The organism is Kitasatospora sp. NPDC057223 (assembly GCF_042669755.1).
Lineage (GTDB): Bacteria > Actinomycetota > Actinomycetes > Streptomycetales > Streptomycetaceae > Kitasatospora.
Genome location: NZ_JBHUWW010000105.1, coordinates 2,281 through 25,505, shown reverse-complemented (window position 1 = coordinate 25,505; position 23,225 = coordinate 2,281). Strand labels below are relative to the sequence as shown.

Here is a 23,225-nt window from a genome sequence, read left to right as displayed (position 1 = left end):
GACTGGGCAGGGCGGGGCGGGGCTGGGGTTCAGTTCGGTGAGCCGTGGCCGGAGGGAACGTTTCTGCTGCGGTGCGGCGCCGGGCCCGGGGGCGCCGCGGTGTCCGGGCGGGCCCAGCGCCGCAGGGCGGGGATCTCCACCAGGGTGTGCAGCAGCCACGCCAGGGCGAGGCTGACGGCGAACCCCGCGAGCACGAGGAGGGCGGCCACCGGCGTGGACCAGCTGTGGCCGGCGCCCAGCGCCCGGTGGCCGTAGCCGAGCACCAGCCGGTGCACCAGGTACAGCGCGAAGGACAGTTCGCCGAGCCGCACCACCGGGCGGGCGGCGAGCCACGTGCGGCGCCCGGTGCGGTCGGCGTGGGCGAGGGCCGCGACCAGCAGGGCGGCCGGCACGACGGTGGCGGCCGCCAGGCCGTAGAGGTAGGGCACCCGGGCCGCCGCCGCGTACCCGGCGCCGGCGAGGGCGGCGGCCGGCAGCGGCCGCAGGCCGATCCACTTCCCCTCGCGCACGATCCGGGCCATCACGGCCCCCAGGACGAACTCCGGTGCGCGCACCGGCGGCAGCACGTAGACGAACCAGTACTGGTGGAGGCCGACGGTGCCGTCCGGCATCGTCAGCACCGGGCCGCCGGGCACCAGGTGCGCCGCCAGCGCCGGCACGCAGAGGACGGCCGCGGCCAGCGCCCCCGCCCACCACCACAGGCGGCCGGCCCCGATGCGCGACAGTGCGCGCCACAGCGGCGGGAAGGACAGGTAGAACAGCAGCTCGCAGGAGAGCGACCAGCTCACCGGGTTCCCGCTGACGAAGATCTCCGGCTGCGGGAACCAGGACTGCACCAGCAGCAGGTTGGGCACCACCTCGGCCCACGCCAGGCCGGCGCCGCCCGCCACGAGCAGGGCCGTCGCCGCCAGGGCGGTGACGAGATGGGCCGGGTAGATCCTGGCGATCCTGCGGCGGCGGAAACCGGGCCCGGCGCCGCCCGGGCCCGCCGACCAGGCCAGCACGAAGCCGCTGAGCACGAAGAAGAACGAGACGCCCGCCCAGCCGGCCTTCCCGAGGAGGGCGGCCAGGGTCCCGGCGGTCCCCTCGTCGGCGAACAGCCCCTCGGAGGAGGCGTGGAAGGCGAGCACGAGGAGGGCGGCGAGAAACCGCGTTCCGGTCAGTGACGGCAATCGCTCCGGTGGGGCGGCTGCGGGTGCCATGAAGGGGCGCTCCTCGGCTGCGGGCGGCGGTGCAGCGCTGCGCACTGCGGGCGTCCCAGAACACCAGAGCGAGCGTCAGGAGCGGCTGCGGGGCGGGGCTTTCGCGGCGACTGGGGCAACTTGGGAGAGTCGCCGCGATCGTGCCCGCGGTCATTGCCCGCTCCCGGGGCAGCGGTTTGACTCGGTGACGTCCCCGGCCCCCGGCCCCGGCCCGCTGCCGGTGGCCGCACCGGCGGGACAGACCTCATCCTTCGTCACAGGGGAGACATCCGTGTCCAAACGCGTCCTGGTGGTGCTGTCCGAATTCGGGTACTGGGGGGAGGAACTCGTCGGCCCGCTCGAGGTGTTCGATGCGCGCGGCTACCGGACGGCGTTCATCACCCCGAACGGCAAGCGCCCCCAGGCGCTGCCCCCCAGCCTCGACTCCGAGTACATCGACCCGCCGCTGGGCCGGGCGGTCACCACCCGCGACATGGCCCGCCGGGCCCGCACCATGGACGACTCCAGCCGGCTCGACAACCCGCTCAGCCTCGCCGAGATGCTCCCGGAGCGCCCCTACTACAGCGCGCTCAACCACCTGCGCGACCTGGAGGAGTACAACCGCCGGCTCGGCGCGGCCACCGCCGAGCTGCTCGCCAGCTTCGACGCGATGGTCGTGGTGGGCGGCAGCGGCCCGATCGTCGACCTGGCCAACAACGAGCGGCTGCACGAGCTGATCCTGGCGTTCGTCGCGGCCGGCAAGCCCATCCTCGCCGAGTGCTACGGCGTCGCAGCCCTCGCCTTCGCCCGCGACGCGGAGTCCCGCGCCAGCCTGCTGCGGGGCAAGCACGTCACCGGCCATCCCAAGGAGTACGACTACAAGGACGGCACCGGGTTCGTCGGCGTCGAGTTCAACATGGGCCCCCCGCCGTACCCGCTGGAGTACATCCTGCGCGACGCCACCGGCCCCGACGGCGCCTTCCACGGCAACGTCGGCAAGGAGACCTCGGTCGTCGTCGACTTCCCCTTCGTGACCGCCCGCTCCACCCCCGACTCCGTCCTCGCCGGCGAACTCCTCGCCGAGGTGCTGGAGAACGGCCTGCGCCGCTTCGGCTGGTAGCCGCCACGGCCAGCAGAGCCTCCGGTCCGCGACCCCAAGGAGCCACCATGCCCGCCAGGCCAGGCAAGGCCGCCCTGTTCGAACAGTTCGCCGCCGACGGCATCACCCACATGTTCGGCAACCCCGGGACCGTCGAGCAGGGCTTCCTCGACCTCGCCGACGCCGGCGCCACCCGCTACGTCCTGGCCCTGCACGAGAGCGTCGCGGTGGCCATGGCCGACGGCTACGCCCGCGCCTCGCAGCGCCCCTCGGTGGTCCAGCTGCACAGCGGCGTCGGGCTCGGCAACGCGGCCGGCATGCTCTACCAGGCCAAACGCGGCGGCTCGCCGCTGGTCGCCCTCGCCGGGGAGGCCGGCGTGCGCTACGACGCGATGGACGCCCAGATGGCGGCGGACCTGGTGGCGATGGCCGCACCGGTCACCAAGTACGCCACCCGCGTCCTCGACCCCTCCTCCGTCCTGCGGGTGCTGCGCCGCGCGGTGAAGATCGCGATGACGCCGCCGCGCGGACCGGTCCTGGTGGTCCTGCCCGCCGACGTCCTCGACCAGGACACCACCGAGAGCGCCGTCGCCGCCTGCGTGCCCTCCCTGCGCGCCGTCCCGGAGCCCGCCGCCGTGGCCGAGGCCGCCCGCCTGCTGACGTCGGGCACCGCCCCCCTGGTCCTGATGGGCGACGGGGTCGCGGCGAGCGGCGCCCAGCGGCAGCTGACCGCGGTCGCCGAGCAGCTGGGCGCGCCGGTGTGGGGCGTGAACTCCTCCGAGGTCAACTTCGACACCACGCACCCGCTGTTCGCCGGCAACCTCGGCCACATGTCCGGCGCCGACAGCGCCCGGGTGGTGGGCGGCGCCGACACCGTCCTGATCGCGGGCACCTACGTGTTCCCCGAGGTCTTCCCCAGCCTGGCGAACCCCTTCGCGCCGGGCGCCCGGATCGTGCACATCGACGCCGACGCGTACGAGATCGCGAAGAACTTCCCCGTCGACCTCGGCCTGGCCGGCGACCCCGCGCTCGCCCTCGGCGCACTGAGCGCCGAACTGGCGGCCCGCGGCGCCCCCGCGCCCCCGCCCCGGCCCGCCGGCCCGCACACCCCGCAGCCACCGCACGCACCGCGGGGCCAGGACGGCCCGCAGGGCCTGATGGAGGCGTTCGCCCGGGAGCTGGCGGCGCAGGCCCCGGCGAACCTCGCCGTCTTCGACGAGGCGCTCACCGCCTCCCCCGCGCTGACCCGCCACCTGCCGCCGCGGGTGCCCGGCACCTACTTCCAGACCCGCGGCGGATCACTGGGCGTCGGCATCCCCGGAGCGATCGGCGTCAAACTGGCCCGCCCCGACCTCCAGGTGGTCGGGTTCACCGGGGACGGCGCCAGCATGTACACCGTCCAGGCCCTGTGGACCGCGGCCCGCTACGGCGTCGCCGCCGGGTTCGTCATCTGCAACAACCGCCGCTACCGGCTGCTGGACCTGAACATCGAACGGTACTGGCAGGAGCAGGGCATCGCCCCGCACGCCTACCCGGACGCCTTCGACCTGTCCCGCCCCGAGATCCGCTTCGCGGACCTGGCCCGCTCGCTCGGCGTCGCCGGGCAGCGGGTCGACAAGCCGGAACAGGTCGGGCCGGCCGTCCACGCGATGCTCACCCACGACGGGCCCTACCTGGTGGACCTCGTGACCGAATGACGCGCCGCCCCGGCCGGCCGCCGCACCCCCGCCCTCTCCGCCGAAGGAGCACCGCGCCATGCCCACGCCCCAGGTTCAGCAGCAGCAGCTCAGCGAGGCCGCCGTACGCCGGCTCGTGGAGGACTGGTACCGCGCACTGGACCGCCACGACCCCGTCGAGGACGTCCTCGCCCACCTGGTCGGCGACGGCCTGGTCATGCACTTCCCCGAGGGGACCACGCGCGGGCGCGAGGGCTTCCGCTCCTGGTACGACGCGGTGACGCACCGGTTCTTCGACGAGGCGCACACCGTGCTCACCGTGGACGTCGGCGAGATCCGCGCCGGCGCCGCCGAGGTGCGGGTCCTCGTCAACTGGCAGACCAGGACGTGGAACCCGCCCGCCGCCACCAGCTCCTGGCTGGGCTTCGACGCCCGCCAGAGCTGGAGCGTCGTCCTGGAGGACGGCACCCCCCGGATCCGCACCTACACCGTCGACTCCCTGTCGGCGATGCCCGGCTCGGCCGGGCTCTGAGAGCCGCCGTCCCCGTTCCCCCACCGGGGACGGCACCCGGCACGGCCGTGGCGCCCGCCCGCGCCACGGCCGTGCCCCCGTTCCCTGCCCGCCCCCTGCCCGCCCCTGTCCGGCAACGACGCAATCCGGGAGAGTCCCCCGTGGGAACCGTGAAACCCCTGCCGACCGGCCGGCTGGCCGGCAAACGCATAGGCGTCCTGATGGAGAGCGACTTCGTCGAGGACGAGATCGCCTACTACCGGCGGCGCTTCGCCGAGGAGGGCGCCGAGGTCCGCCTGCTCACCCGGCTGTGGGGACAGCCCTCCCTCACCTTCACCGGCCGCGAGCACCACGCCCCGCTCGACGTCGACGGGGACCTGGAGAGCCTGGACTACCACGAACTGCTGCAGTACTCCGCGCTGATCGTCCCCTCCGGGAACGTCGCGGACCGGCTGCGCTTCAGCGAGGACGTGGAACAGACACCCCCCGCGCTGGAACTCCTGCGCCGCGCCTTCCGCATCCCCAGCCTGGTCAAGGCGTTCTCCTGCCACGGGCTGCAACTGCTGGCCGCCGCACCCGAACTGATCCGGGAACGGCCCGTCACCTGCCACAACAACCTCGCCGCCGACGTGCGCAACATGGGCGGCGTGTACCTCAACCAGGACCTCGTGGTGGACCGCGACCTGGTGACCTCCCGCACCGTCGACCACTGCCACCTGCTGGCCCGCACCGTCATCGAACGGCTCGCCGTCCCGGCACGGAACGCCGCATGAGCACCGGCGTCCCCTTCTCGTTCTCCGACCTGACGGCCGGCTACGTCACCGGGCACCGGGGCAGCCGCTTCACCGTACGCACCCCGGACGGGCGCGACGTCACCGTCCACCTCACCGACACCACCACCGCGCAGCGGCTGCGCAACCTCGGCGAGCCCTACCACGACGTGTCCGACCGGATCGCAGAGCACCTGTCACCGGGGGCACTGGTCTTCACCTACGGGCCCGTCTACCCGGACGGCCCGGGACTGTTCTTCCAGGCGGACCGGCTGGTGTTCGCGGGGGACGCCGCCGCCCCGCACCCCTACCAGGAGCCCGGGTGGTGGACACGCCAGCTGGACCAGCTGGCGAAGTTCTACCGCCGCTCCCAGTTCGGCGACGGCCCCGCCGACTTCGCCGACTACCGCACCCAGGTCCGCGGCTGCGGGCACCGCACCACGCACCACGTCCAGGAGAGCGACACCATCTCCCGCCTGGTCTACGGGATGGCCACCGCCTACATGCTCACCGGCAACGAGGACTACCTGGACGTCGCGGAACGCGGCTCGCAGTACCTCCACGACCACCTGCGCTTCCACGACGAGGCCGAGGACACCGTCTACTGGTACCACGGCGTCGACGTCGAGGGCGGCAGGGAACGCAAGCTGTTCGCCTCCGAGTTCGGCGACGACTACCGCGCGATCCCCGCCTACGAGCAGATCTACGCCCTCGTGGGCCTCACCCAGACCTACCGGGTCACCGGCAGCCCCGTCATCAAGGCGGACATCGAGGGAACGGTCCGGCTCTTCGAGAAGTTCTTCCACGACCCCCGCCTGGGCGGGTACTACTCCCACATCGACCCGGTCACCCTCAGCCCGCACCACGACGGGCTCGGCCCCAACCGCTCCCGCAAGAACTGGAACTCGGTCGGCGACCACGCCCCCGCCTACCTGATCAACCTCTACCTCGCCACCGGCGAGGACCGCTACCGGCGGATGCTGGAACACACCAGCGACATGATCGCCACCCACCTGCCCGACCGCGGCCCCGACCCCAGCCCGTTCGTCAACGAACGCTTCCACGGCGACTGGACCCCCGACCACACCTGGGGCTGGCAGCAGAACCGCGCGGTGGTCGGCCACAACCTGAAGATCGCCTGGAACCTGATGCGGACGAACGCCGCCCTGCCCAAACGCGAGTACCGCCGCCTCGCCGAACAACTCGCCCGCACCATGCCCGCGGTCGGCCGCGACGGCCAGCGCGGAGGCTGGTACGACCTGCTGCAGCGCGAGGCCGACAACGGCCGCCACGCCTTCGTCTGGCACAACCGCAAGACCTGGTGGCAGCAGGAACAGGCCATCCTGGCCTACCTGGTCCTCGCCGGCCACACCCGCGAGGACGGCTACCTGCCGCACGCCCACGAGGCCGCCGCGTTCTACAACGCCTTCTTCCTCGACCACGACGAGGGCGGCGTCCACTTCACCGTCCTCGCCGACGGCATGCCCTTCCTCATGGGCGACGAACGCCTCAAGGGCAACCACGCGATGGCGATGTACCACAAAGCCGAACTGTGCTACCTCGCCGAGGTCTACACCCGGCTGCTGGTACGCGGCGAGAGCCTGGACCTGTGGTTCCGCCCCCGCGGCGACGCCGACTACCCCGGCGCCCTGCTGCGGGTGGCCCCCGACCTGCTGCCGCCCGGCCGCGTCGAACTGCAGCACGTCCTCATCGACGGCGCCCCGTGGACCGACTTCGACGCCGAGGCCATGACGGTACGCCTGCCCGCACGCGACGGGGCGATGACGGTACGGGTACGCCTGCGCCCCGCGGAGCGCACATGAACGCCCCGCAGACACCCACCGCGCCGCCCCGCCCCCGCACCGCACCCCTCCCACCCGCCCCGGCCGCCCTGCCCGCACCACCCGCCCCGGCCGTCCTGCCCGTCCTGCCCGGCGACCCGCTGCGCCCGGGAGCGGCCCCCACCGCCGCCGGCATCACGTTCACGGTCAGCTCGCCGACGGCGCACGCCATGTGGCTGGTCCTGCTGGACGCCGCACACGGCGAGGTCCTGCGCGAGATCCGCTTCCCCGAGGAGTACCGCACCGGCGACGTCTTCACCATGACCGTCCCCGGCCTCGACCCGCACGCCGTCCACTACGCCTTCCGCACCCAGGACGCCCCCGGCGCCCCGCCCGGACCGCTCCTCCTGGACCCCTACGCCAAAGCCCTGGCAGGAGGCGAGCACTGGGGACAGCGGCCCGCCTACCGCTCGAAGATCGTCCACGAGCCCTTCGACTGGCAGGACGTGCCGCACCCCCGCATCGCCCCGCAGGACCTGGTCGTCTACGAGCTGCACGTACGCGGCTTCACCCGCCACCCCTCCGCCGCCGTGACCAGCCCCGGCACCTTCGCCGGCCTGCGCGAGAAGATCCCCTACCTGCGCGCCCTGGGCGTCAACTGCGTCGAACTCATGCCCGTCCTCGAGTTCGACGAGACCGACAACCCCTTCACCGACCCCGCCACCGGAGCGCCGCTGCCCGACTACTGGGGCTACAACCCGGTCGCGTTCTTCGCCCCCAAGGCCGCCTACGCCGCTGACCCCTGGGGAAACGGCCCCGTCCGCGAACTGAAGGAACTCGTCCGGGAACTGCACCGCGCCGGCATCGAGGTGATCCTCGACGTCGTCCTCAACCACACCGCCGAGGGCGACCACCGCGGCCCCACCCTGTCCCTGCGCGCCCTCCACGACGCGGCGTACTACCTGCACGGCGACGACGGCTCCTACCTGAACCTCACCCGGACGGGCAACACCGTCAACGCCAACCACCCCGTGACCCGCACCCTGCTGCTCGACTGCCTGCGCCACTGGGCGAGCGAGTTCCGCATCGACGGCTTCCGCTTCGACATGGCCCCCATCCTCACCCGCGGCCAGGACGGCCGCCCCCTGGACAACCCGCCGCTGCTGGAGGCCATCTCCCACGACCCCGTCCTCGCGCACTGCAAACTCATCGCCGAACCCTTCGACGCCGACGGACTCGACCTGGTCGGCCGCTTCCCCGCCCACGGACGGTGGATGGAATGGAACAGCCGCTTCCAGTACGCCGTGCGGCGCTTCCTCACCAGCGCCGGCACCGGCACCGGCGAACTCGCCCACCGGATGGCCGGCTCCCCCGACCTCTACGGCCAACGCGGCAACCGCGCCTCCGTCAACCTCCTGACCAGCCACGACGGATTCACCCTCGCCGACTGGACCTCCTACGACCACCCCCGCAACGAGGCGAACGGCGAAAAGGGCCAGGACGGCCCCCGCGACAACGCCAGCTGGAACGCCGGCTGCGAAGGCCCCAGCGACGACCCCGGCGTCCTGCGGCTGCGCTCCCGGCAGACCCGCAACGCCCTGCTGCTCCTGCTCACCGCACCCGGCGTGCCGATGCTCACCGCCGGCGACGAGTTCGGCCGCACCCAGCTGGGCAACAACAACGCCTACAGCCAGGACAACGCACTCGGCTGGCTCGACTGGACACTGGCCGACACCAACGCCCACCTGCTCGCCTTCGTCCGCGCCTGCCTCGCCCTGCGCGCCGCCCACCCCGTCCTGCGCCGCCCCGCCCGCGCACCCGGCGACACACCCGACGGCTGGCAGTACCCCGCACTGAGCCGGCACGGCGAACTGCCCTGGCAGAGCGAGGACCCCGGCAGCGAAGGCCTGCTCGCCCTGCTGGCACACCACCAGGACGACACGACAGGCACCACCGACACCGTGTTCCTCGCCGCCAACAACCGCGCCGCCACCCGCGCCGTCCACCTCCCCCCGCCCCCCGCCGGCACCCGCTGGCACCTGTCCGCCGACACCTCCGCACCCCCCGGCCAGGACATCCGTCCCCCCGGCGCACCCCCCGGCCCCGCCGTCGCCGGCCCGCTGGCACTGGCCGGCCACAGCGTCACGGTCCTCGTGGCGCACCACGCAGAAACAGGTGACGAACGTGACCTTTGAGGCCTACTACGGCATCACCGGCTCCACCGCGACGATCCACCTCACCGGGGAACTCCCCGAACGGCGGGTGCCCGCCCTGCGCAGCCTCGTCGAGCAGGCCCTGCAACGCCCGCTGAACCGCCTCGTGCTGCGCGTGCACGGCCTGCGGTCGATCTCCGCCGGCGGCGTGCGCTGCCTCGCCCACACCCAGCAGCTCCTCCCCCGGGGCGCGGAGATCACCGTCCACGGCGCGGGCCCGGCCGTGCGCCGGGCCCTGGCCGCCGGCGGCTTCGACGCCACCGTGACCCCCGCCGACGACACCGCCGACCTCGCCGGCTCCTCCGCCGCCTGACCCGCGCACCCGCCCGACCCCGCCCGACCCCGCCTGCCCGGCTGCAACGACCGTCCTGACCGTCCTGACCGTCCTGAGCGCAACGACCCGAGGGAGAACTCCAGTAATGAAGGCTGTTGTGATGGCGGGCGGTGAGGGGACACGGCTGCGGCCGATGACCTCCGACCTGCCCAAGCCGCTGCTTCCCGTCGCCGACCGTCCCATCATGGAGCACGTGCTGCGCCTGCTGAGGAAGCACGGCCTGCGCGAGACGGTGGTGACCGTCCAGTTCCTGGCCTCGCTGGTCCAGGAGCAGTTCGGGGACGGCTCCGCGCTCGGGATGTCACTGACCTACGCGCGGGAGGACAGCCCGCTGGGCACCGCCGGCAGCGTGAAGAACGCCCAGGAGCAGCTGGCCGGCGCCCCGTTCGTCGTCATATCGGGCGACGCGCTGACCGACATCGACCTCGGCGACCTGATCCGGTTCCACCGGGAGAAGGGCGCCCTGGTCACCGTGTGCCTCACCCGGGTGCCCGACCCGCTGGAGTTCGGCATCACCATCACCGACGACGAGGGCAGAGTGGAGCGCTTCCTGGAGAAGCCCACCTGGGGGCAGGTGTTCTCCGACACCGTCAACACGGGCATCTACGTGATGGAGCCGCAGGTCCTGGACCACGTCGCCGCCGGGGAGAACGTCGACTGGTCCGGCGACGTGTTCCCCCGGCTGCTGGCGCAGGGCCACCCGGTGTACGGGTACGTGGCCGAGGGCTACTGGGAGGACGTCGGCACCCACAGCAGCTACATGAAGGCCCAGGCCGACGTGCTGGAGGGACGCGTGCAGGTGGACCTGCCCGGCTTCGAGGTCTCCCCCGGCGTGCGGGTCGCCGCCACCGCCCAGGTCGACCCGGCGGCCGTCCTGGAGGGGCCGCTCTACATCGGCGCCCACGCCCAGGTCGGCGCCGGGGCCCGGCTGGGCCAGCACACCGTGGTCGGCAGCCACGCCGTCATCGAGCAGGGCGCCGTCCTGCAGCGCACCGTGGTGCACCCGCACGCCTACGTCGGCCCGCGCAGCGCCCTGCGCGGCGCGGTCGTGGGACGCGGCGCCGTCCTGCACAGCGGCACCCGCGTCGAGGAGGGCGCCGTCCTCGGGTCCGGCTGCGTACTGGAGGAGGACTCCTGCGTCGCGGGCGACGTCCTCGTCTACCCCGGCAAGACCGTCGAGACGGGCACGGTCGTCAGCGAGTGCCTGATCTGGGACTCCCGCCGCACGAAGTCCGTGTTCGGCTCCCGCGGCGTGCGCGGCGTGCTGGGCACCGAGATCACCACGGAACTCGCCGTCCGCCTGGCCGGCGCGTACGCCACGACCCTGGCCCTCGGCGCCCACGTGACCGTCGCCCGCGACCACGGCACACCCGCGCAGGTCCTCGCCCCCGCGATGGTCTCCGCGCTGCGCGCCGCCGGCGTCGGGGTACGCGACCTGGGACACGTCCCGCTGCCCGTCGCCCGCCGCGAGAGCGCGGCCGGCTCCGACGGCGCGATCATGGTGACCACGACACCGGGCACACCGGAGAGCGTCGACATCGTGTTCCTCGGCGCCGACGGCACCGACCTGCCGCAGGGCGCGCAGCGCGCCCTCGACCGCGTCTTCGGACGCCGGGAGTACCGGCGGGTACTGGCCGGCGAGATGGGCTGCCTGAACACCTCGCCCGCGTCGCTGGAGGAGTACGCGCAGGAACTCGCCGAACGCATCGACGTGTCGGGGATCGCCGAACGGCGGCTCAAGGTGGTCGTGGACGCCGCGTGCGGGAGCGCCGCACTCGTCCTGCCGCCGGTCCTGGGGCGCATCGGCGTCGAGGCGCTGACCGTCAACAGCGGCCTGCTGCCGTCCGCGGGCACGCAGACGGCAGCATCGCGGCGCGCCCAGATGCGCACCCTGGGCCATCTGGTCGCCGCGTCCCGCGCGGCGTTCGGCGTCCGCTTCGACCCCACGGGCGAGCGCCTCTCGATCGTCGACGAGCACGGCCAGGAGGTCGGGGACGACGTCGCGCTGCTGCTGATGGTGCGGCTGGTCACCGCCGAGCTCGGCGGTGGCACCGTCGCACTGCCGGTCACCGCCAGCCGGGTCGCGGAGTCCGCGGCCGCCGCGCACGGAGGACGGATCCGCCGGACCGCCACCGCCCCCGGGGAACTGGCCCGCTGCGCCGCACAGGAAGCGGTCGTGCTGGCCGCGGACGGCGAAGGCGCTTTCGTACTGCCGGAGTTCTCGCTGCACGCCGACGCCATCGCCGCGTTCGTACGCCTCGCCGGACTGCTCGCCCGCAGCGGCGCGCCGCTGAGCGAACTCGTGTCGTCACTGCCGCGGGCCCACGTCCGCAGCCGGGACCTGCCCACGGCCTGGCAGGACAAGGGCCAGGTCATGCGGTCGGTGGTGGAGGCGGCCAGCGGACGCGCCATCGACACCACCGACGGGGTGCGCGTCCTGGAGGACGACGGACGGTGGGCACTGGTCCTGCCCGACTCCGTCTCGGCCGTCACCCGCCTGTGGGCGGAAGGCCCGGACCCCGCCTCCGCGGACGCGCTCCTCGACGAATGGTGCGAGGCGGTGGGCCAGCCGGTCGCCTGACCACTCCTCGCCTGCCCCGGTGGCGACGCGCGGGTGCCCCTCCCCCGGCCCGGCCGGCCACGGGAGGGGCACCCGCGCGTCGCCGTACCCCCGCACCCCGCCACGGCAGCGCTCCGGCCGGCCGCAGCCCCGCCACGGCAGAGCGCGGCGGGGCTGCGAGGGGTACGGGGACGCGGGGGGCGGTTGCGACGGGGTGCGGTTGCGGCGGGGCGGGGGTGCGGCGGGGCGGGGGTGCGGTCAGCCGGTGCCGGCCTCGGCGGCGCGGCCGATCGCGGCGTCGAGCTGCGCGCGGGAGGGCACGCCGTCGATCCGCCAGGACCCGATGACCACGACGGGCACCATGGTGACGGCCGCGCTCGCGCGGGCGGCGGCCTCCGCCTGTCGGTGCAGGCGCGCGTAGCGCGCGGACAGGATGGCCGAGCGGTAGGCCAGGGGGTCCAGGCCCGCCCGGCGGGCCAGGGCGGTGAGGACGACGGGGTCGGAGATGTCCTGCCAGTCGTGGAAGTAGGCGTGGAAGACGAGGTCGCTGTAGGCCGGTTCGGCGCCCTGTTCGAGGGCGTACTGGTAGCCGGTGAACGCCATCCGCGCGCGGCGCAGCGGGGTGCCGGGCGGTCCGGGCAGTGGTACGCCGTGGCGGCGGGCGAGCGGGCGCACGGAGTTCTCCCAGACTCCCCGGGGGTACTCCCCCGCTTCCTCGACGCAGTGGGGGTTGACCTCGAAGGGGTGCAGGGTGGTCCTGGTGTCGGTGCCCGCGCCGGTGACGGCGCGGGCGAGGACCTGGCGGGTGATCAGGCTGTAGGGGCAGATGTAGTCGAACCAGATGTCGATGTCGACGGTCACCGGGTGTCTCCGTGGGTCGGGTCTCCGTTCGCGGGCACCGGTGCCCGTGCCGGTGCGGGTACGGGCGGCGGTACGGGTACGGACGGCGGTACGGGTACGGGTGCGGGCGGCGGTGCGGGTGCGGGTTGTGGTCCCGGGGCGGGGCGGGCGCCGGGTGCGCCGGGTGCGGGGGCGGCGTTGCGGGGGGCGGCGAAGCGCCGCATGACGGGGCGTTCGACGGCCGTGTGCAGGAGCCAGGCCAGCAGCAGGGTGAGGAGCGCGCTCGCCGCGAGCAGTGCGGCCGCGGCGGGGGTGCTCCAGGTGCGGCCCGCGCCGAGGGCGCGGTGGCCGTAGACCTGGACGAGGCGGTGGGTGAGGTAGAAGGCGAAGGAGAGTTCGCCCAGGCGCAGCATCACCGGTGCGCGCAGCGGGGAGGCGCGGGTGCCGGCTCTGCGGGTGCCGGGGGTGGTGGTGCCGGGGGTGGGGGTTGTGCGGGTGTCGGCTGCTGCGGCGGCGGTGATCAGCCAGGTGACGGGGACGAGGGTGACGGCGGCCAGGCCGTAGTCGAAGGGGGCCCGCAGGGCGAGTGCGTAGGCGCCGGCGAGGGCGAGGGCGGCGGTGGGGGTGCCGGGGGCCCTCCAGCGGCCGGTGCTGACGATCCGTGCCATCACCATGCCGAGGAGGAATTCCAGGGCGCGTACCGGCGGGAAGGCGAAGACGAACCAGTAGTGCTGTTCGGAGACCGCCAGCCAGGTCATGTGGGGTGCGGCGGGCAGCAGGGCGCGGGCCAGCAGCGGGACGCACAGGACGGCCGCGGTGAGGGCGCCGGCCCAGGGCCACAGGTGCGGGGGGCGGATCCGGCGGACGGCGGGCAGCAGGGCGGGGAAGGCGAGGTAGAACAGTGCTTCGCAGGCGAGGGACCAGCTGACGGGGTTGACGCTGAGGATGACGTCGACGTCCGGGGTCCAGGTCTGGACGAGGAGGAGGTTGCGCAGGACGCCGGGGCGGGGCTGGCCGGCGCGGGCCATCAGGGCGAGGGCGGCGAGGGCGGTCAGCAGGTGGCTGGGGTAGATCTTGAAGAAGCGCCGGCGCCAGAAGCGGCGGGCGCTGTCGTGGGGGCGGGCGGACCAGGTGAGCAGGAAGCCGCTGAGGACGAAGAAGAAGGAGACGCCGACCCAGCCGGCCTTGCTGAACAGCTGGGAGAAGCGGGCGCCCGCGTCGGGGTCGCGGAAGGCGTTCTCGTAGGTGGCGTGGAAGCAGAACACGAGCAGGGCGGCGACGAAGCGCAGGGCGGTCAGGGACGGCAGCCGGGCGGGTGCGCCGTGGGCGGCGCGGGCGGGCGTCACCGGGACCGCCCGGCACGCGGGGCCGTACCGGTGCCGGGGCGGGGGGCGGTGTCGCCGGTGCCGGTGCCGTTGGCGGGGCGGGGGGCGAGGGCCAGGGCGAGGAGGGCGAGGAGGGTGACGGCGGCCAGGGCGGCGGTGAAGGCGTCCTGGTGGGCGCCGGCGCCGGTGCGGGTGCCGAGGGTGCGGGAGAACACGAGTGCGGTGACGGTGATGCCGAGTGACATGCCGATCTGGGCGGCGGTCTCCATCGCTCCGGAGGCGGCCGCGCTGTCGTGGGCGGGGGCGTCGCGCAGGACCGCGGCGAACAGGGGGCTGACGCCGAGGCCTTCGCCGAATCCGATGACGGCCAGGGCCGCCATCAGCGTCCACCGGTCGCCGGCGGTGGCGGGCAGGAGGGTGGCGGCGAGCAGCAGGAGGGTCCCGGCGGCGTTGACGGTGTATCCGATGACGAGGACGTGGGCCTGGTAGGGGGGTTTCAGGCGGGGTGCGAGCAGGGACGCGGCGACGAAGGCGCAGGCCAGGGGGGTGAAGGTGAGGCCGGCTTGGAGGGGTGAGTATCCGAGGCCGTTCTGCAGGAGCAGGGCGAGGGCGAAGAAGAGGCCGGCGTTGCCGGCGAAGAACGCCAGGGCGGTGGCGCCGCCGCGGCGGAAGGCGGGGCTGCGCAGGAGGGCGGGGGGGACGAGGGGGGTGCCGCCGCGGGCGTGCAGGGCGCGTTCGTGGCGGTGGAAGGCGGCGAAGGCGGGCAGTGACAGGAGGGGCAGGGTCCAGGTCCAGGGGGGCCGGGCGGGGCCGGTGGCGTGGACGAGGGGGAGGGTGAGGAGCAGGAGGGCGCCGGTGAGCAGGAGGACGCCGGTGAGGTCGAGCCGGGCGGGGCGGCGTTGCGGGGTGCGGGGGATGGTGAACGCGGCCGCGGTGAGGAGGAGGGCGCCGGCGGGGACGTTGACGAGGAAGGCCGTGCGCCAGGAGAGGCCGAAGGGGTCGGCGGCGAGGAGGACGCCGCCCAGGAGCTGGCCGGTGACGGAGGCCGCGCCGATGGTGGCGCCGAAGGCGGCGAAGGCGCGGGCCCGGTGGCGGCCGGTGAAGGAGGTCTGGAGGAGGGCGAGGACCTGGGGGTAGAGGATCGCTGCGCCGAGGGCCTGCAGGAGGCGCAGGGCGATGAGGGCGGTGGCGGAGGTGGCGAGGCCGCAGGCCAGTGACGCGGCGGTGAACAGGGCCAGGCCGGCGAGGAAGGCCCTGCGGTGGCCGTGGAGGTCGCCGAGGCGTCCGGTGGTGATGAGGAGCAGGCCGTAGGCCAGGACGTATCCGGAGATGACGAGTTCGCTCTGGGTGAGGCCGGTGTGCAGGGAGGTGCGGATGGTGGGGGCGGCGACGTTGAGGATGAAGGAGTCCATGACGGTCATGAAGGCGCCGCCCAGGACCACGGGCAGCAGCATGCGGCTGCGGACGCTGCCCGGGGCGGCGGGTGTCCGGGCGGGGACGCCGGGGGCGGTGGGGGCGGTGGGGGCGGCGGGGGCGGTGGGGGTGCCGGGGGTGCCGGTGGGGGTGCCGGGTGTCCGGGTCCGGGTGGTGGGGGTCCGGGCCGGGGGGCGGGCCGGGGGCGGTTCCTTGACCGCCCTGGTGGCCGCGGGTGTGTCCGCCACGGGATTCTCAGCTCCTCGCAGGTCCGCCGGAAGGGTGAGTCCTCACCCTCGGGCCCGGCGGGTGCGGGCACAACGGGGACTTGCGCAAGGTGTGCTCAGGTGGCGGTGGCGGACACTCCGCGCAGGACCAGGCGCCAGACCTGGGCGAGCTGGGCGTCGGCGCTCTGCTGTCCGGTGTGGGGGACCCGGCAGCGGATGTGCGTCTCGGCGCCGGCGACGAGGTGGGCGACGAGGGCGGCGACGGTCCGCGGGTCGGTGCCGGGGCGCAGTTCGCCGTCCCGGGCCTGTTCGAGCAGTTCGTCGACGGTCTGTGTCCAGGCCGGGTACCAGGCGGTGGCCGCGGCGGTGGCGGGCAGTTCCCGGGTGAGGCGGGCGGCGGCCCGTACGCTTGCCTCCTTCTCCAGGAGGCGGGCGAGTTCGAGGGTCAGCGCTATGACGCTCTGCAGGGCGGGTGCGGGGTGGGCGGCCACGCGTTTGACGACGTCCTGGGTGGCTGAGCGGCCCAGGCTCTGGACGGCGACGGCGAGTTCGCCCTTGGTGCGGAAGTGGAAGGTCAGGGCGCCCATGGAGATGCCGGCCGTCTCGCTGATGCGGGCGAGGCTGGTGCCTTCGTAGCCGGCGCGGTCGAATTCCACGGCGGCGGCCTTCACCAGGGCGTGGCGGGTGCGTGCCGCCCGTTCCTGCTTCACCACGGTGTGGCTCCCAACTGTGCGCGCCGTCGGGGGCGGCCCGGTGCGTGTGCGTGCGGGAGGAGGGCCGGGGCCGGGGTGGCGGCCGGGGCCGGGGTGGTGGCGGCCCCGGGCGGTGGCGGTGGCCGGCGGGGCGGGGGTGGCCGGCGGGGCGGCGGGGCGGGGGGCACCGGGTGCGGTGGATGCGGCGGGCAGGGGTGCGGGGGATGCGCGGGGTGCGGGGTGCGGGGTGCACATCCGGCCGGTGGTGCGTGTGCGGCCCTCAGATGTGCTTGTCCCACCACAGATCTCCCCACTGGCCCGCGCGTTCGGTCTGCCGCCCAGCCTTCGACGGCGGGCGGCTGCGGCGCAACGCCGACGTGCGAAAGATGTCCGGACTTCCCGTGCGGGTCCGGCCGTGGGGCGACTTGGCGAAGTTGTAGCAGGTGGCTTCACCCGGTTCAAAAACAAAGCGAACGTTCTCTATTATCTTGGGAGTAGCCCAGCCGGGGAGGGAACAGAGGATGGCCGAACACATGTCCCGCGCGGCGGCCGCGCTCGCCGAGTCGCGCGTCAGCGCCTTCACCGAGGAGCTGTTCGGCCATCTGCCGCGCGCCGACCAGCGCCGCTGGGCCCAGGCGTACCTGCAGGGGCTGCTCGTGACGCCGGGCAAGAAGTCGGTGCGCCGGCTGGCGTCGGCGGTCTCCGACTCCCCCACCGCCTCCCAGTCGCTGCAGCAGTTCATCAACGCGAGCCCCTGGGACTGGCGTCCCGCACGCCAGGAGCTGACGCGGGTGGTCGAGCAGCACGCGCCGACCGAGGCCTGGTCGGTGGCCACGGCCGTGCTGCCCAAGCGCGGGGACCACTCGTGCGGCGTCCACCGCCGTTTCGTGCCGTCGGCCGGGCGGACCGTCAACTGCCAGGTGGGGGTGGGGGTGTTCCTGTCCTCGGGCGGCCAGGACGTGCCCGTGGACTGGCGGCTGCTGCTGCCCGACCAGTGGGACGACAACGCCGCGCTGCGCGAGCGCACGCGCATCCCTCCCGCCGCCCGCCACCGCCCCCTGTGGGCCCACACCCTCGACCTGGTGGACACCCTCGCCTCCCGCACCTCGCAGGCGCCCGCGCCGGTCGTGGCCGACATGAGCGAGTACCCGGACGCCGGCCCGCTGCTCGAGGGCCTCAGCCGGCGCGGACGCGACTTCGTCATCGCCGTGCCGGGCGCCCTGCGGGTGGTCCCCAGCGGACTGCGCACCGCCACCCCCGACGTCCACACGCCCCTCAGCGCCCGCCAGCTGCTGTACCCGTCCGGCACCCGCCACCCGCACACCGCCACGCTCGCCGCCCCCGACCGCCAGCTGCGCAGTGTCCGGATCCTGTCGGGGCTGGCCCGTCTCCACCTCCCGCGCCAGGACGCCCCCGCCGCGCGGCACACCTACCGGCTGTTCACCCAGTGGCGCCCCGCCGGCGGGCAGCAGCCCGCCCGGATGTGGATCACCAACCTCGTGGACCGGCGCATCGACCAGCTGCTCGCCCTCTCGCAGCTGCACCGCGGCACGACGACGGCGATGCGCTCCCTGGAGCAGGAGTACGGACTGCTCGACTTCGAGGGCCGCTCCTACCCCGGCTGGCACCACCACATGACACTGGTCTCCGCCGCCTACACCTACAACCGCCTCGTCCGCCCGGCCCAGCAACCGGGCGAGCCGGTACGCCAGAGCGCCTGAACCGGGCCGCCCCCCCAGAACGGGCCCCCGGGACCCCGCAGCACCGGGAACGCCGGGGACGGGGCATGCCGGGGACGCCGGGTATCCCGCGCCCGGACAGCCCCGATACCCGGCGCAGACCGGCGAGGACCGTCATGCGACCCCGGGACGTCCCGGCACCCGCCGCACCGGCCACGCCCGGGTGCCGGGACGCCGCACGACCCGCACCGCGACGGCGGGACGCCCGGACGCCCGGATGCCCGGCGCGAACCGGCCGGACACCGCCGCACGGACCCCGCACCCACCGCACCCACCGCACCCCCCGCACCTGCCGCACCGGGAACGCCGAGGGCCGCAATGCCCTGCGCCCCGTACCCGCGCACTAGCCACGCCGAGATGCCCGGCTGCCCGGCTGCCCGGCAAACCAGCCGGGAACGCCGTACGGACCCCTCCCGCACCTGGATGCCGGGATGGACCGTCATGCGCCGCCTGCCAGGCAGGGACGCCCGGCGCAAACCAGCCGAACACCGTCATACGGACCCCGGACGCCACACACCCACCAAGCCAGCCGCGCCGGGGATCCCGGACGCCCGCGCCCGCCCCGGCCGGATACCTGGATCGCGGGGCGGCGGAGCGGCGGGCGGCAGGGCGGCACCGTCCGGCCTGTACGGTTCCGGCGGCGCCGTCCGGGCCCGGGGCGCGGTTCCGGCGGGCGGTGGGGCGGGGCGGCGGTGGCGCGACGGGGCGGCGACGGGGTGGGTGCGGCGGGGCGGCGGCGCGTGGGGTGGCGGGCGGCGACGGGGTGGGTGCGGCGGGGCGGCGGCGCGTGGGGTGGCGGGCGGCGACGGGGTGGGTGCGGCGGGGCGGCGGCGCGTGGGGTGGCGGGCGGCGACGGGGTGGCGGGGCGTGGGGTGGCGGGGTGGTGGGGCGGGTGCCGTCAGGCGGCCAGGTGCGGGTCGAGGTGCGAGCGGTACCAGCGCGCCGCCTGCGCCGTCCTGGCCAGCACACCGGGGCCGGCCGGGCAGCCCGCCACCCGCCACACCCGCTCGCTGCGGTACCAGTGGTCGCGGGTGAGCAGGTCCAGCTGACGGGCGCTCACCCGTCCCGGCCGCGCCCCCAGCAGCTCCAGACAGGCCTCCCAGGACAGCTCCTCCCGGTCCGCGACCGACGGCAGCACCCCGTGGGCGGCGAGCACCGCCAGCAGGTCCCCGACACTGACCGGCACGGGATGGCTCGCGTGGTAGAGGCCGCCGCCCACCGCCCGGGACGTGCACGCCAGCCGGCCGATCAGGCGGCCCAGATCACCGACCGCCACCGCCGACAGCAGCCCGCGGCCGCCCTCCCACCGGGCCGGCACCCGCTCGACCAGCTCCGCGAGGGCGGGAACGACCCAGCGGTCGCCCTCCCCCAGCACCAGACCCGGCCGCAGCACGACCCCGCCCGCCGCCAGGACCGGCCCCTCCCCCGCCAGCCGCGTGCGGCTCACCACCGAAGCGGGCACCGGATCGACCCCGTTCACACCGATCCCGCTGTGCGGGCCCACCCCGTACACCGCCGCCGTCGAAAGACTCACGATCCGCCCCACCCCCGCACGGACGGCCTCCTCCATCAACGCCGCACTCCCCCCGGCATTGACCGCCTCGCACATCCCCTCGTCCGGACCGATGTAACTGGCCAGGTGCAGCAGCACATCCGCCCCCTCGCACACCCCGCGCAAGGACGCCGGCTCCGCCAGGTCACCACGCACCCACTCCACCACCCCACCACCCCCGGCGGGAGGCCGGCGCGACACCGCCCGCAACTCCACCCCGCCACCGCCGCCAGGACCCGCACACCGGCGCACCAGCCCCTCCAGGACCGCCGAACCGACGAACCCCGTCGCCCCGCTCAGCACGATCCTGCGGCCCCTCACGCGCGGACGGCGAAACGGGCGGCATCGATCCGCAGACCCGACCTGACCTCCGCCGACGCGATACCCGGCAGCAGATAACGCCACATCGCCTCGATCCGCCGGGGAAGGTCCGCCCGACCGGTGGAAACCTGCGAGAACAACTGCGTACCGCTGTAGGCACTCACCAGCACCGTCGCGTACTCCTCCTCGTCGACCCCCGGCAACAACTCACCCCGGCGCCGCGCCGCCACCAGCTGGACCACGAACTGCCCCACCCAGTCCCGGTACGCCCGGTCGTCCTGCAACCCGAAACTCCCCTGCTCCACAGCAAGCCGCACCCCCGCCCGCAACAGCACGTTGTGCTGCAACTCGTAGGAGATGTACAGCGTGATGTCGATCAGATGCTGCAACCCGTCCTCACCCGACGGCATCAGCAGATCCTCACGCTGCCCCGCCATCACCGCCTGCGCCAGGTTCTCCTTCGACTTGAAATGAAAGTACAACCCACCCTGCGTCGACCCCGCCCTGTCCATGATCCGGCTGATACTCGCACCACTGAACCCGTACTCGTCGAACACCCCCGCCGCCGCCCGCAGGATGGCAGCCCGCTTCCTCACCGCACGGTCCTGCTTCGGCTCCGTCACTGGATTCGCACCGGCCTTCCCTCCCTAAACAAAACGAACACCCTCTATTTAACTGGCCACAGCCCCCCACCGCCAGAGCCCACCCGACAATTCACACCGCACCACCACCCCACCACCCCCACCCACCAACCCGAGAACACCCCCACCACACCCACCAACCGAACCAACCCCACACCCGAACCCACCGAACCCACCGAACCACCCGGCCCCGACCCTGGCCCCACCAGCCCCACCCACCCCACTCGCCCCACTCGCCCCACTCGCCCCACCGGGACCATCCACCGGCCACCCGGGGCACCCGGGGCACCCGCCGGAACACCCCACCCCCGGACCCCCGCACCGCACACCCCACGGAAACCACCCGACCAGCCCCGCCACCCCACACCCGCAACAACCACCCGACCAGCCCCGCCACCCGGCCGCCCCCGCCACAACCACCAGCACCAGCACCAGCACCAGCACCAGCACCCCACATCCGGCCACAGCCGGACCACACCCAGCACCACCCGGCCGCACCCGGGCCAGGCAGCAACCCCGGCCGGTCGGCACCACCCGCAGGACCACCCCCGCCCGGCAACCGGACGACGGCCGTCCGGCACCCCCGCACCCCGGCACCCCGGCACCCCGGCACCCCGGGCAACGGAACCCCGGGCAACGGAACCAGGCGGCGGCCCGGGCGGCGGGCAGCACCCGGACGCGGGACCCGGACCCCGGCCCCGGCCGGCACACCGCACCCGCACGCCCGCAGGTCACCGCTGCGCCGACGTCACCACCTCCCGCTGGAGCCACGGCTCCCTCCGCCAGGGCCAGGACGTCGCCCGGCACACCAGCCCCCGCGCCCAGCAGACGGCGGCCACCGGCCCGCCCCACATCGCAGTCACCGGCCCGCTCCACGTCACGGTCACCGCCCGGCTGCGCCAGGCCCGGCGTCCGACCGCCGAAGACCCGCGCCAGCAACCCGCCCTCACACCGACAAACACACCGCCGCGCCAAGGACCCCGCCCGACCACGACACCCCGCCCGGCACCGGCCTCAACCCGCCGCCCACGAAGCGCAACGACTCCGACAACCACAACCACAGCCACAGCCACAGCCACAGCCACCGGATCCAGACCGGCCAGCCCGACAACCGGCCCGAAGGACAGCCCGACAACCGGCCCGAGAGACGGCCCACCGTCCGTCCCCGCCCCCGGCCCGGACCCCGAAGACGCCCACAACCGGCACCTTCCGGAAGGAACCGGCCGGCCAGGCCCGCGACCGAAACCGGACCCACGAAAAACACCCGGCAACCCCGACCCGACCCGGCAGCAGGCCGCCGGCCAGGAGTGCCGGGGTACGAGCTCACCCGCTCAGCCACGCACGAGTGAACATGCTGAGTTCCTGACGTGTTGTGAGGTGATCACCGGCACGCTCACGCCCTGTCCTGTCGGGCATGGCGAACAGCAGCTGACGGTGCTCTCGGACCCGCACCGCCGGCTGGAACTCCGGCGTTTGCGCGCCCAGCACCGGTCAGAGCCGATGAACATCCCGGAGATCCCCCGGGAGACCGGGCACGGTGCCACCGGCCCGGCAGGCGAAGGAATCCAACTCCGTGACGAGATGAGGCAGGCCGAACCCGGCGGCCGCCCTCGGGCGTGACATCCCACACCGGCCGCCCCAGGGGCCTTCAGTACCCGCTCCAGCAGGCCGACGACACGCCCCCTCCCCCCACACACACGAGGGCGGGTCAGCAGTCACCCGAAGACGAGCTCGACGCCCCTCTCCCCACAGAGCAGCAACACGACCACCAGCCCGCAGCCGTATACGACGTGCTGCTGCAACAGCTCCTCCCCGCCCCCGGCCGCCCACCACGCGAAGATCTCCTCGGCCGTAGGACCGGCCAGGCCACGACCCCAACCGACGGGCAGCACCCCAGAACCGAGCAGAGACGACCCCGGCCGCCGGCACACCGCCGCCCCGCAACCCCCAGGCACAGGACCAGACGCAACCCGACCAACAGGCCAGACCCGGAAACCACACGGCAGCCACCCCGCAACCCTGCAACCAGGCAACGACCCGACCAGCAGGCAGCACCCGGATACGGGACCAGACGCCGGCCCCAACCACCACACCGCGCCGGACCGGACAACGGTCACCCGGGAACCGGGGAACCGGGGAACCGGGGAACCGGGGAACCGGGGAACCCGCGAGGGGGGACCAGGCGCCGGCCCCCACCACCGACCCCGAACAACGAACCGCACCCCGGAACACACCGGCCAGCGATCAGGCCCTCACCCGACCAGCAGGCAGCACCCGGGCACAGGACCACGCGCCGGCCCCGACCGACAGCACCCGGACAGGGCAGGACCGGCCTCAGCCCCGGCCGCCG

Annotated in this window: 16 protein-coding genes; 9 read left to right on the top strand and 7 right to left on the bottom strand. The window is 74.4% G+C overall.

All coding sequences use genetic code 11. The annotated features are described in order from the left end of the window. Window positions 1–29 precede the first annotated feature (29 nt). A complete protein-coding gene (locus tag ACFUK0_RS29415; RefSeq protein ID WP_380255484.1) occupies window positions 30–1,202 on the bottom strand; it encodes an acyltransferase family protein in 1,173 nt (390 codons plus the stop codon). A 271-nt stretch (window positions 1,203–1,473) separates the two neighbouring features. On the opposite strand from ACFUK0_RS29415, the gene ACFUK0_RS29410 reads away from it, so the two are divergent. From ACFUK0_RS29410 to ACFUK0_RS29375, 8 genes are all read left to right on the top strand, one after another. Continuing rightward, the gene (locus ACFUK0_RS29410) at window positions 1,474–2,301 is read left to right on the top strand and encodes a type 1 glutamine amidotransferase domain-containing protein (RefSeq protein ID WP_380255483.1); all 828 of its coding nucleotides are present in this window, start codon (window positions 1,474–1,476) and stop codon (window positions 2,299–2,301) included. 47 nt (window positions 2,302–2,348) lie between these two features. Beyond that, window positions 2,349–3,977, top strand: a complete 1,629-nt coding sequence (locus tag ACFUK0_RS29405; RefSeq protein WP_380255482.1) for a thiamine pyrophosphate-binding protein — start codon at window positions 2,349–2,351, stop codon at window positions 3,975–3,977. A gap of 58 nt (window positions 3,978–4,035) precedes the next feature. Then, window positions 4,036–4,488 (top strand): nuclear transport factor 2 family protein, encoded by a 453-nt coding sequence (locus tag ACFUK0_RS29400; RefSeq protein WP_380255481.1) that lies wholly within the window; start codon window positions 4,036–4,038, stop codon window positions 4,486–4,488. A gap of 140 nt (window positions 4,489–4,628) precedes the next feature. Next, window positions 4,629–5,240 (top strand): DJ-1/PfpI family protein, encoded by a 612-nt coding sequence (locus tag ACFUK0_RS29395; protein ID WP_380255480.1) that lies wholly within the window; start codon window positions 4,629–4,631, stop codon window positions 5,238–5,240. After that, on the top strand, window positions 5,237–7,060 hold the full coding sequence (locus ACFUK0_RS29390) for an AGE family epimerase/isomerase (protein WP_380255479.1): 1,824 nt from the start codon (window positions 5,237–5,239) through the stop codon (window positions 7,058–7,060). The genes ACFUK0_RS29395 and ACFUK0_RS29390 overlap by 4 nt, the downstream gene beginning before the upstream one ends. Continuing rightward, window positions 7,057–9,213 carry a glycogen debranching protein gene (locus ACFUK0_RS29385; RefSeq protein ID WP_380255478.1) on the top strand — a complete coding sequence of 719 codons (2,157 nt, stop codon included), beginning with the start codon at window positions 7,057–7,059 and terminating at the stop codon, window positions 9,211–9,213. The genes ACFUK0_RS29390 and ACFUK0_RS29385 overlap by 4 nt, the downstream gene beginning before the upstream one ends. After that, window positions 9,203–9,544 (top strand): STAS domain-containing protein, encoded by a 342-nt coding sequence (locus ACFUK0_RS29380; protein WP_380255477.1) that lies wholly within the window; start codon window positions 9,203–9,205, stop codon window positions 9,542–9,544. The genes ACFUK0_RS29385 and ACFUK0_RS29380 overlap by 11 nt, the downstream gene beginning before the upstream one ends. Window positions 9,545–9,650: 106 nt before the next feature. Next, window positions 9,651–12,146, top strand: coding sequence for a sugar phosphate nucleotidyltransferase (locus ACFUK0_RS29375; RefSeq protein ID WP_380255476.1), 2,496 nt, complete (start codon window positions 9,651–9,653; stop codon window positions 12,144–12,146). A gap of 237 nt (window positions 12,147–12,383) precedes the next feature. Here ACFUK0_RS29375 and ACFUK0_RS29370 read toward each other — a convergent pair whose 3' ends face one another. From ACFUK0_RS29370 to ACFUK0_RS29355, 4 genes are all read right to left on the bottom strand, one after another. Further along, on the bottom strand, window positions 12,384–12,986 hold the full coding sequence (locus ACFUK0_RS29370; RefSeq protein ID WP_380255475.1) for a DsbA family protein: 603 nt from the start codon (window positions 12,984–12,986) through the stop codon (window positions 12,384–12,386). Next, a complete protein-coding gene (locus ACFUK0_RS29365; protein ID WP_380255474.1) occupies window positions 12,983–14,311 on the bottom strand; it encodes an acyltransferase family protein in 1,329 nt (442 codons plus the stop codon). The genes ACFUK0_RS29370 and ACFUK0_RS29365 overlap by 4 nt, the downstream gene beginning before the upstream one ends. After that, entirely contained in the window at window positions 14,308–15,951 is a 1,644-nt protein-coding gene (locus tag ACFUK0_RS29360) for an MFS transporter (protein WP_380255473.1), read from the bottom strand. Before ACFUK0_RS29360 ends, ACFUK0_RS29365 begins: the two co-directional genes overlap by 4 nt. A gap of 95 nt (window positions 15,952–16,046) precedes the next feature. After that, on the bottom strand, window positions 16,047–16,643 hold the full coding sequence (locus ACFUK0_RS29355) for a ScbR family autoregulator-binding transcription factor (RefSeq protein WP_380255472.1): 597 nt from the start codon (window positions 16,641–16,643) through the stop codon (window positions 16,047–16,049). A 500-nt stretch (window positions 16,644–17,143) separates the two neighbouring features. On the opposite strand from ACFUK0_RS29355, the gene ACFUK0_RS29350 reads away from it, so the two are divergent. Next, the gene (locus ACFUK0_RS29350) at window positions 17,144–18,343 is read left to right on the top strand and encodes an IS701 family transposase (protein WP_380255471.1); all 1,200 of its coding nucleotides are present in this window, start codon (window positions 17,144–17,146) and stop codon (window positions 18,341–18,343) included. A 916-nt stretch (window positions 18,344–19,259) separates the two neighbouring features. Here the strand turns inward: ACFUK0_RS29350 and ACFUK0_RS29345 are convergent. Next, window positions 19,260–20,165 carry an NAD-dependent epimerase/dehydratase family protein gene (locus ACFUK0_RS29345; protein WP_380255491.1) on the bottom strand — a complete coding sequence of 302 codons (906 nt, stop codon included), beginning with the start codon at window positions 20,163–20,165 and terminating at the stop codon, window positions 19,260–19,262. Window positions 20,166–20,230: 65 nt separating this feature from the next. Then, the gene (locus tag ACFUK0_RS29340; protein WP_380255470.1) at window positions 20,231–20,857 is read right to left on the bottom strand and encodes a ScbR family autoregulator-binding transcription factor; all 627 of its coding nucleotides are present in this window, start codon (window positions 20,855–20,857) and stop codon (window positions 20,231–20,233) included. Window positions 20,858–23,225: the final 2,368 nt, after the last annotated feature.

Coding starts and splice junctions, on each gene's coding strand:
- ACFUK0_RS29415 (WP_380255484.1), bottom strand. CDS start 1,202: ATGGCACCCGCAGCCGCCCCACCGGAGCGATTGCCGTCACTGACCGGA.
- ACFUK0_RS29405 (WP_380255482.1), top strand. CDS start 2,349: ATGCCCGCCAGGCCAGGCAAGGCCGCCCTGTTCGAACAGTTCGCCGCC.
- ACFUK0_RS29400 (WP_380255481.1), top strand. CDS start 4,036: ATGCCCACGCCCCAGGTTCAGCAGCAGCAGCTCAGCGAGGCCGCCGTA.
- ACFUK0_RS29390 (WP_380255479.1), top strand. CDS start 5,237: ATGAGCACCGGCGTCCCCTTCTCGTTCTCCGACCTGACGGCCGGCTAC.
- ACFUK0_RS29385 (WP_380255478.1), top strand. CDS start 7,057: ATGAACGCCCCGCAGACACCCACCGCGCCGCCCCGCCCCCGCACCGCA.
- ACFUK0_RS29375 (WP_380255476.1), top strand. CDS start 9,651: ATGAAGGCTGTTGTGATGGCGGGCGGTGAGGGGACACGGCTGCGGCCG.
- ACFUK0_RS29350 (WP_380255471.1), top strand. CDS start 17,144: ATGGCCGAACACATGTCCCGCGCGGCGGCCGCGCTCGCCGAGTCGCGC.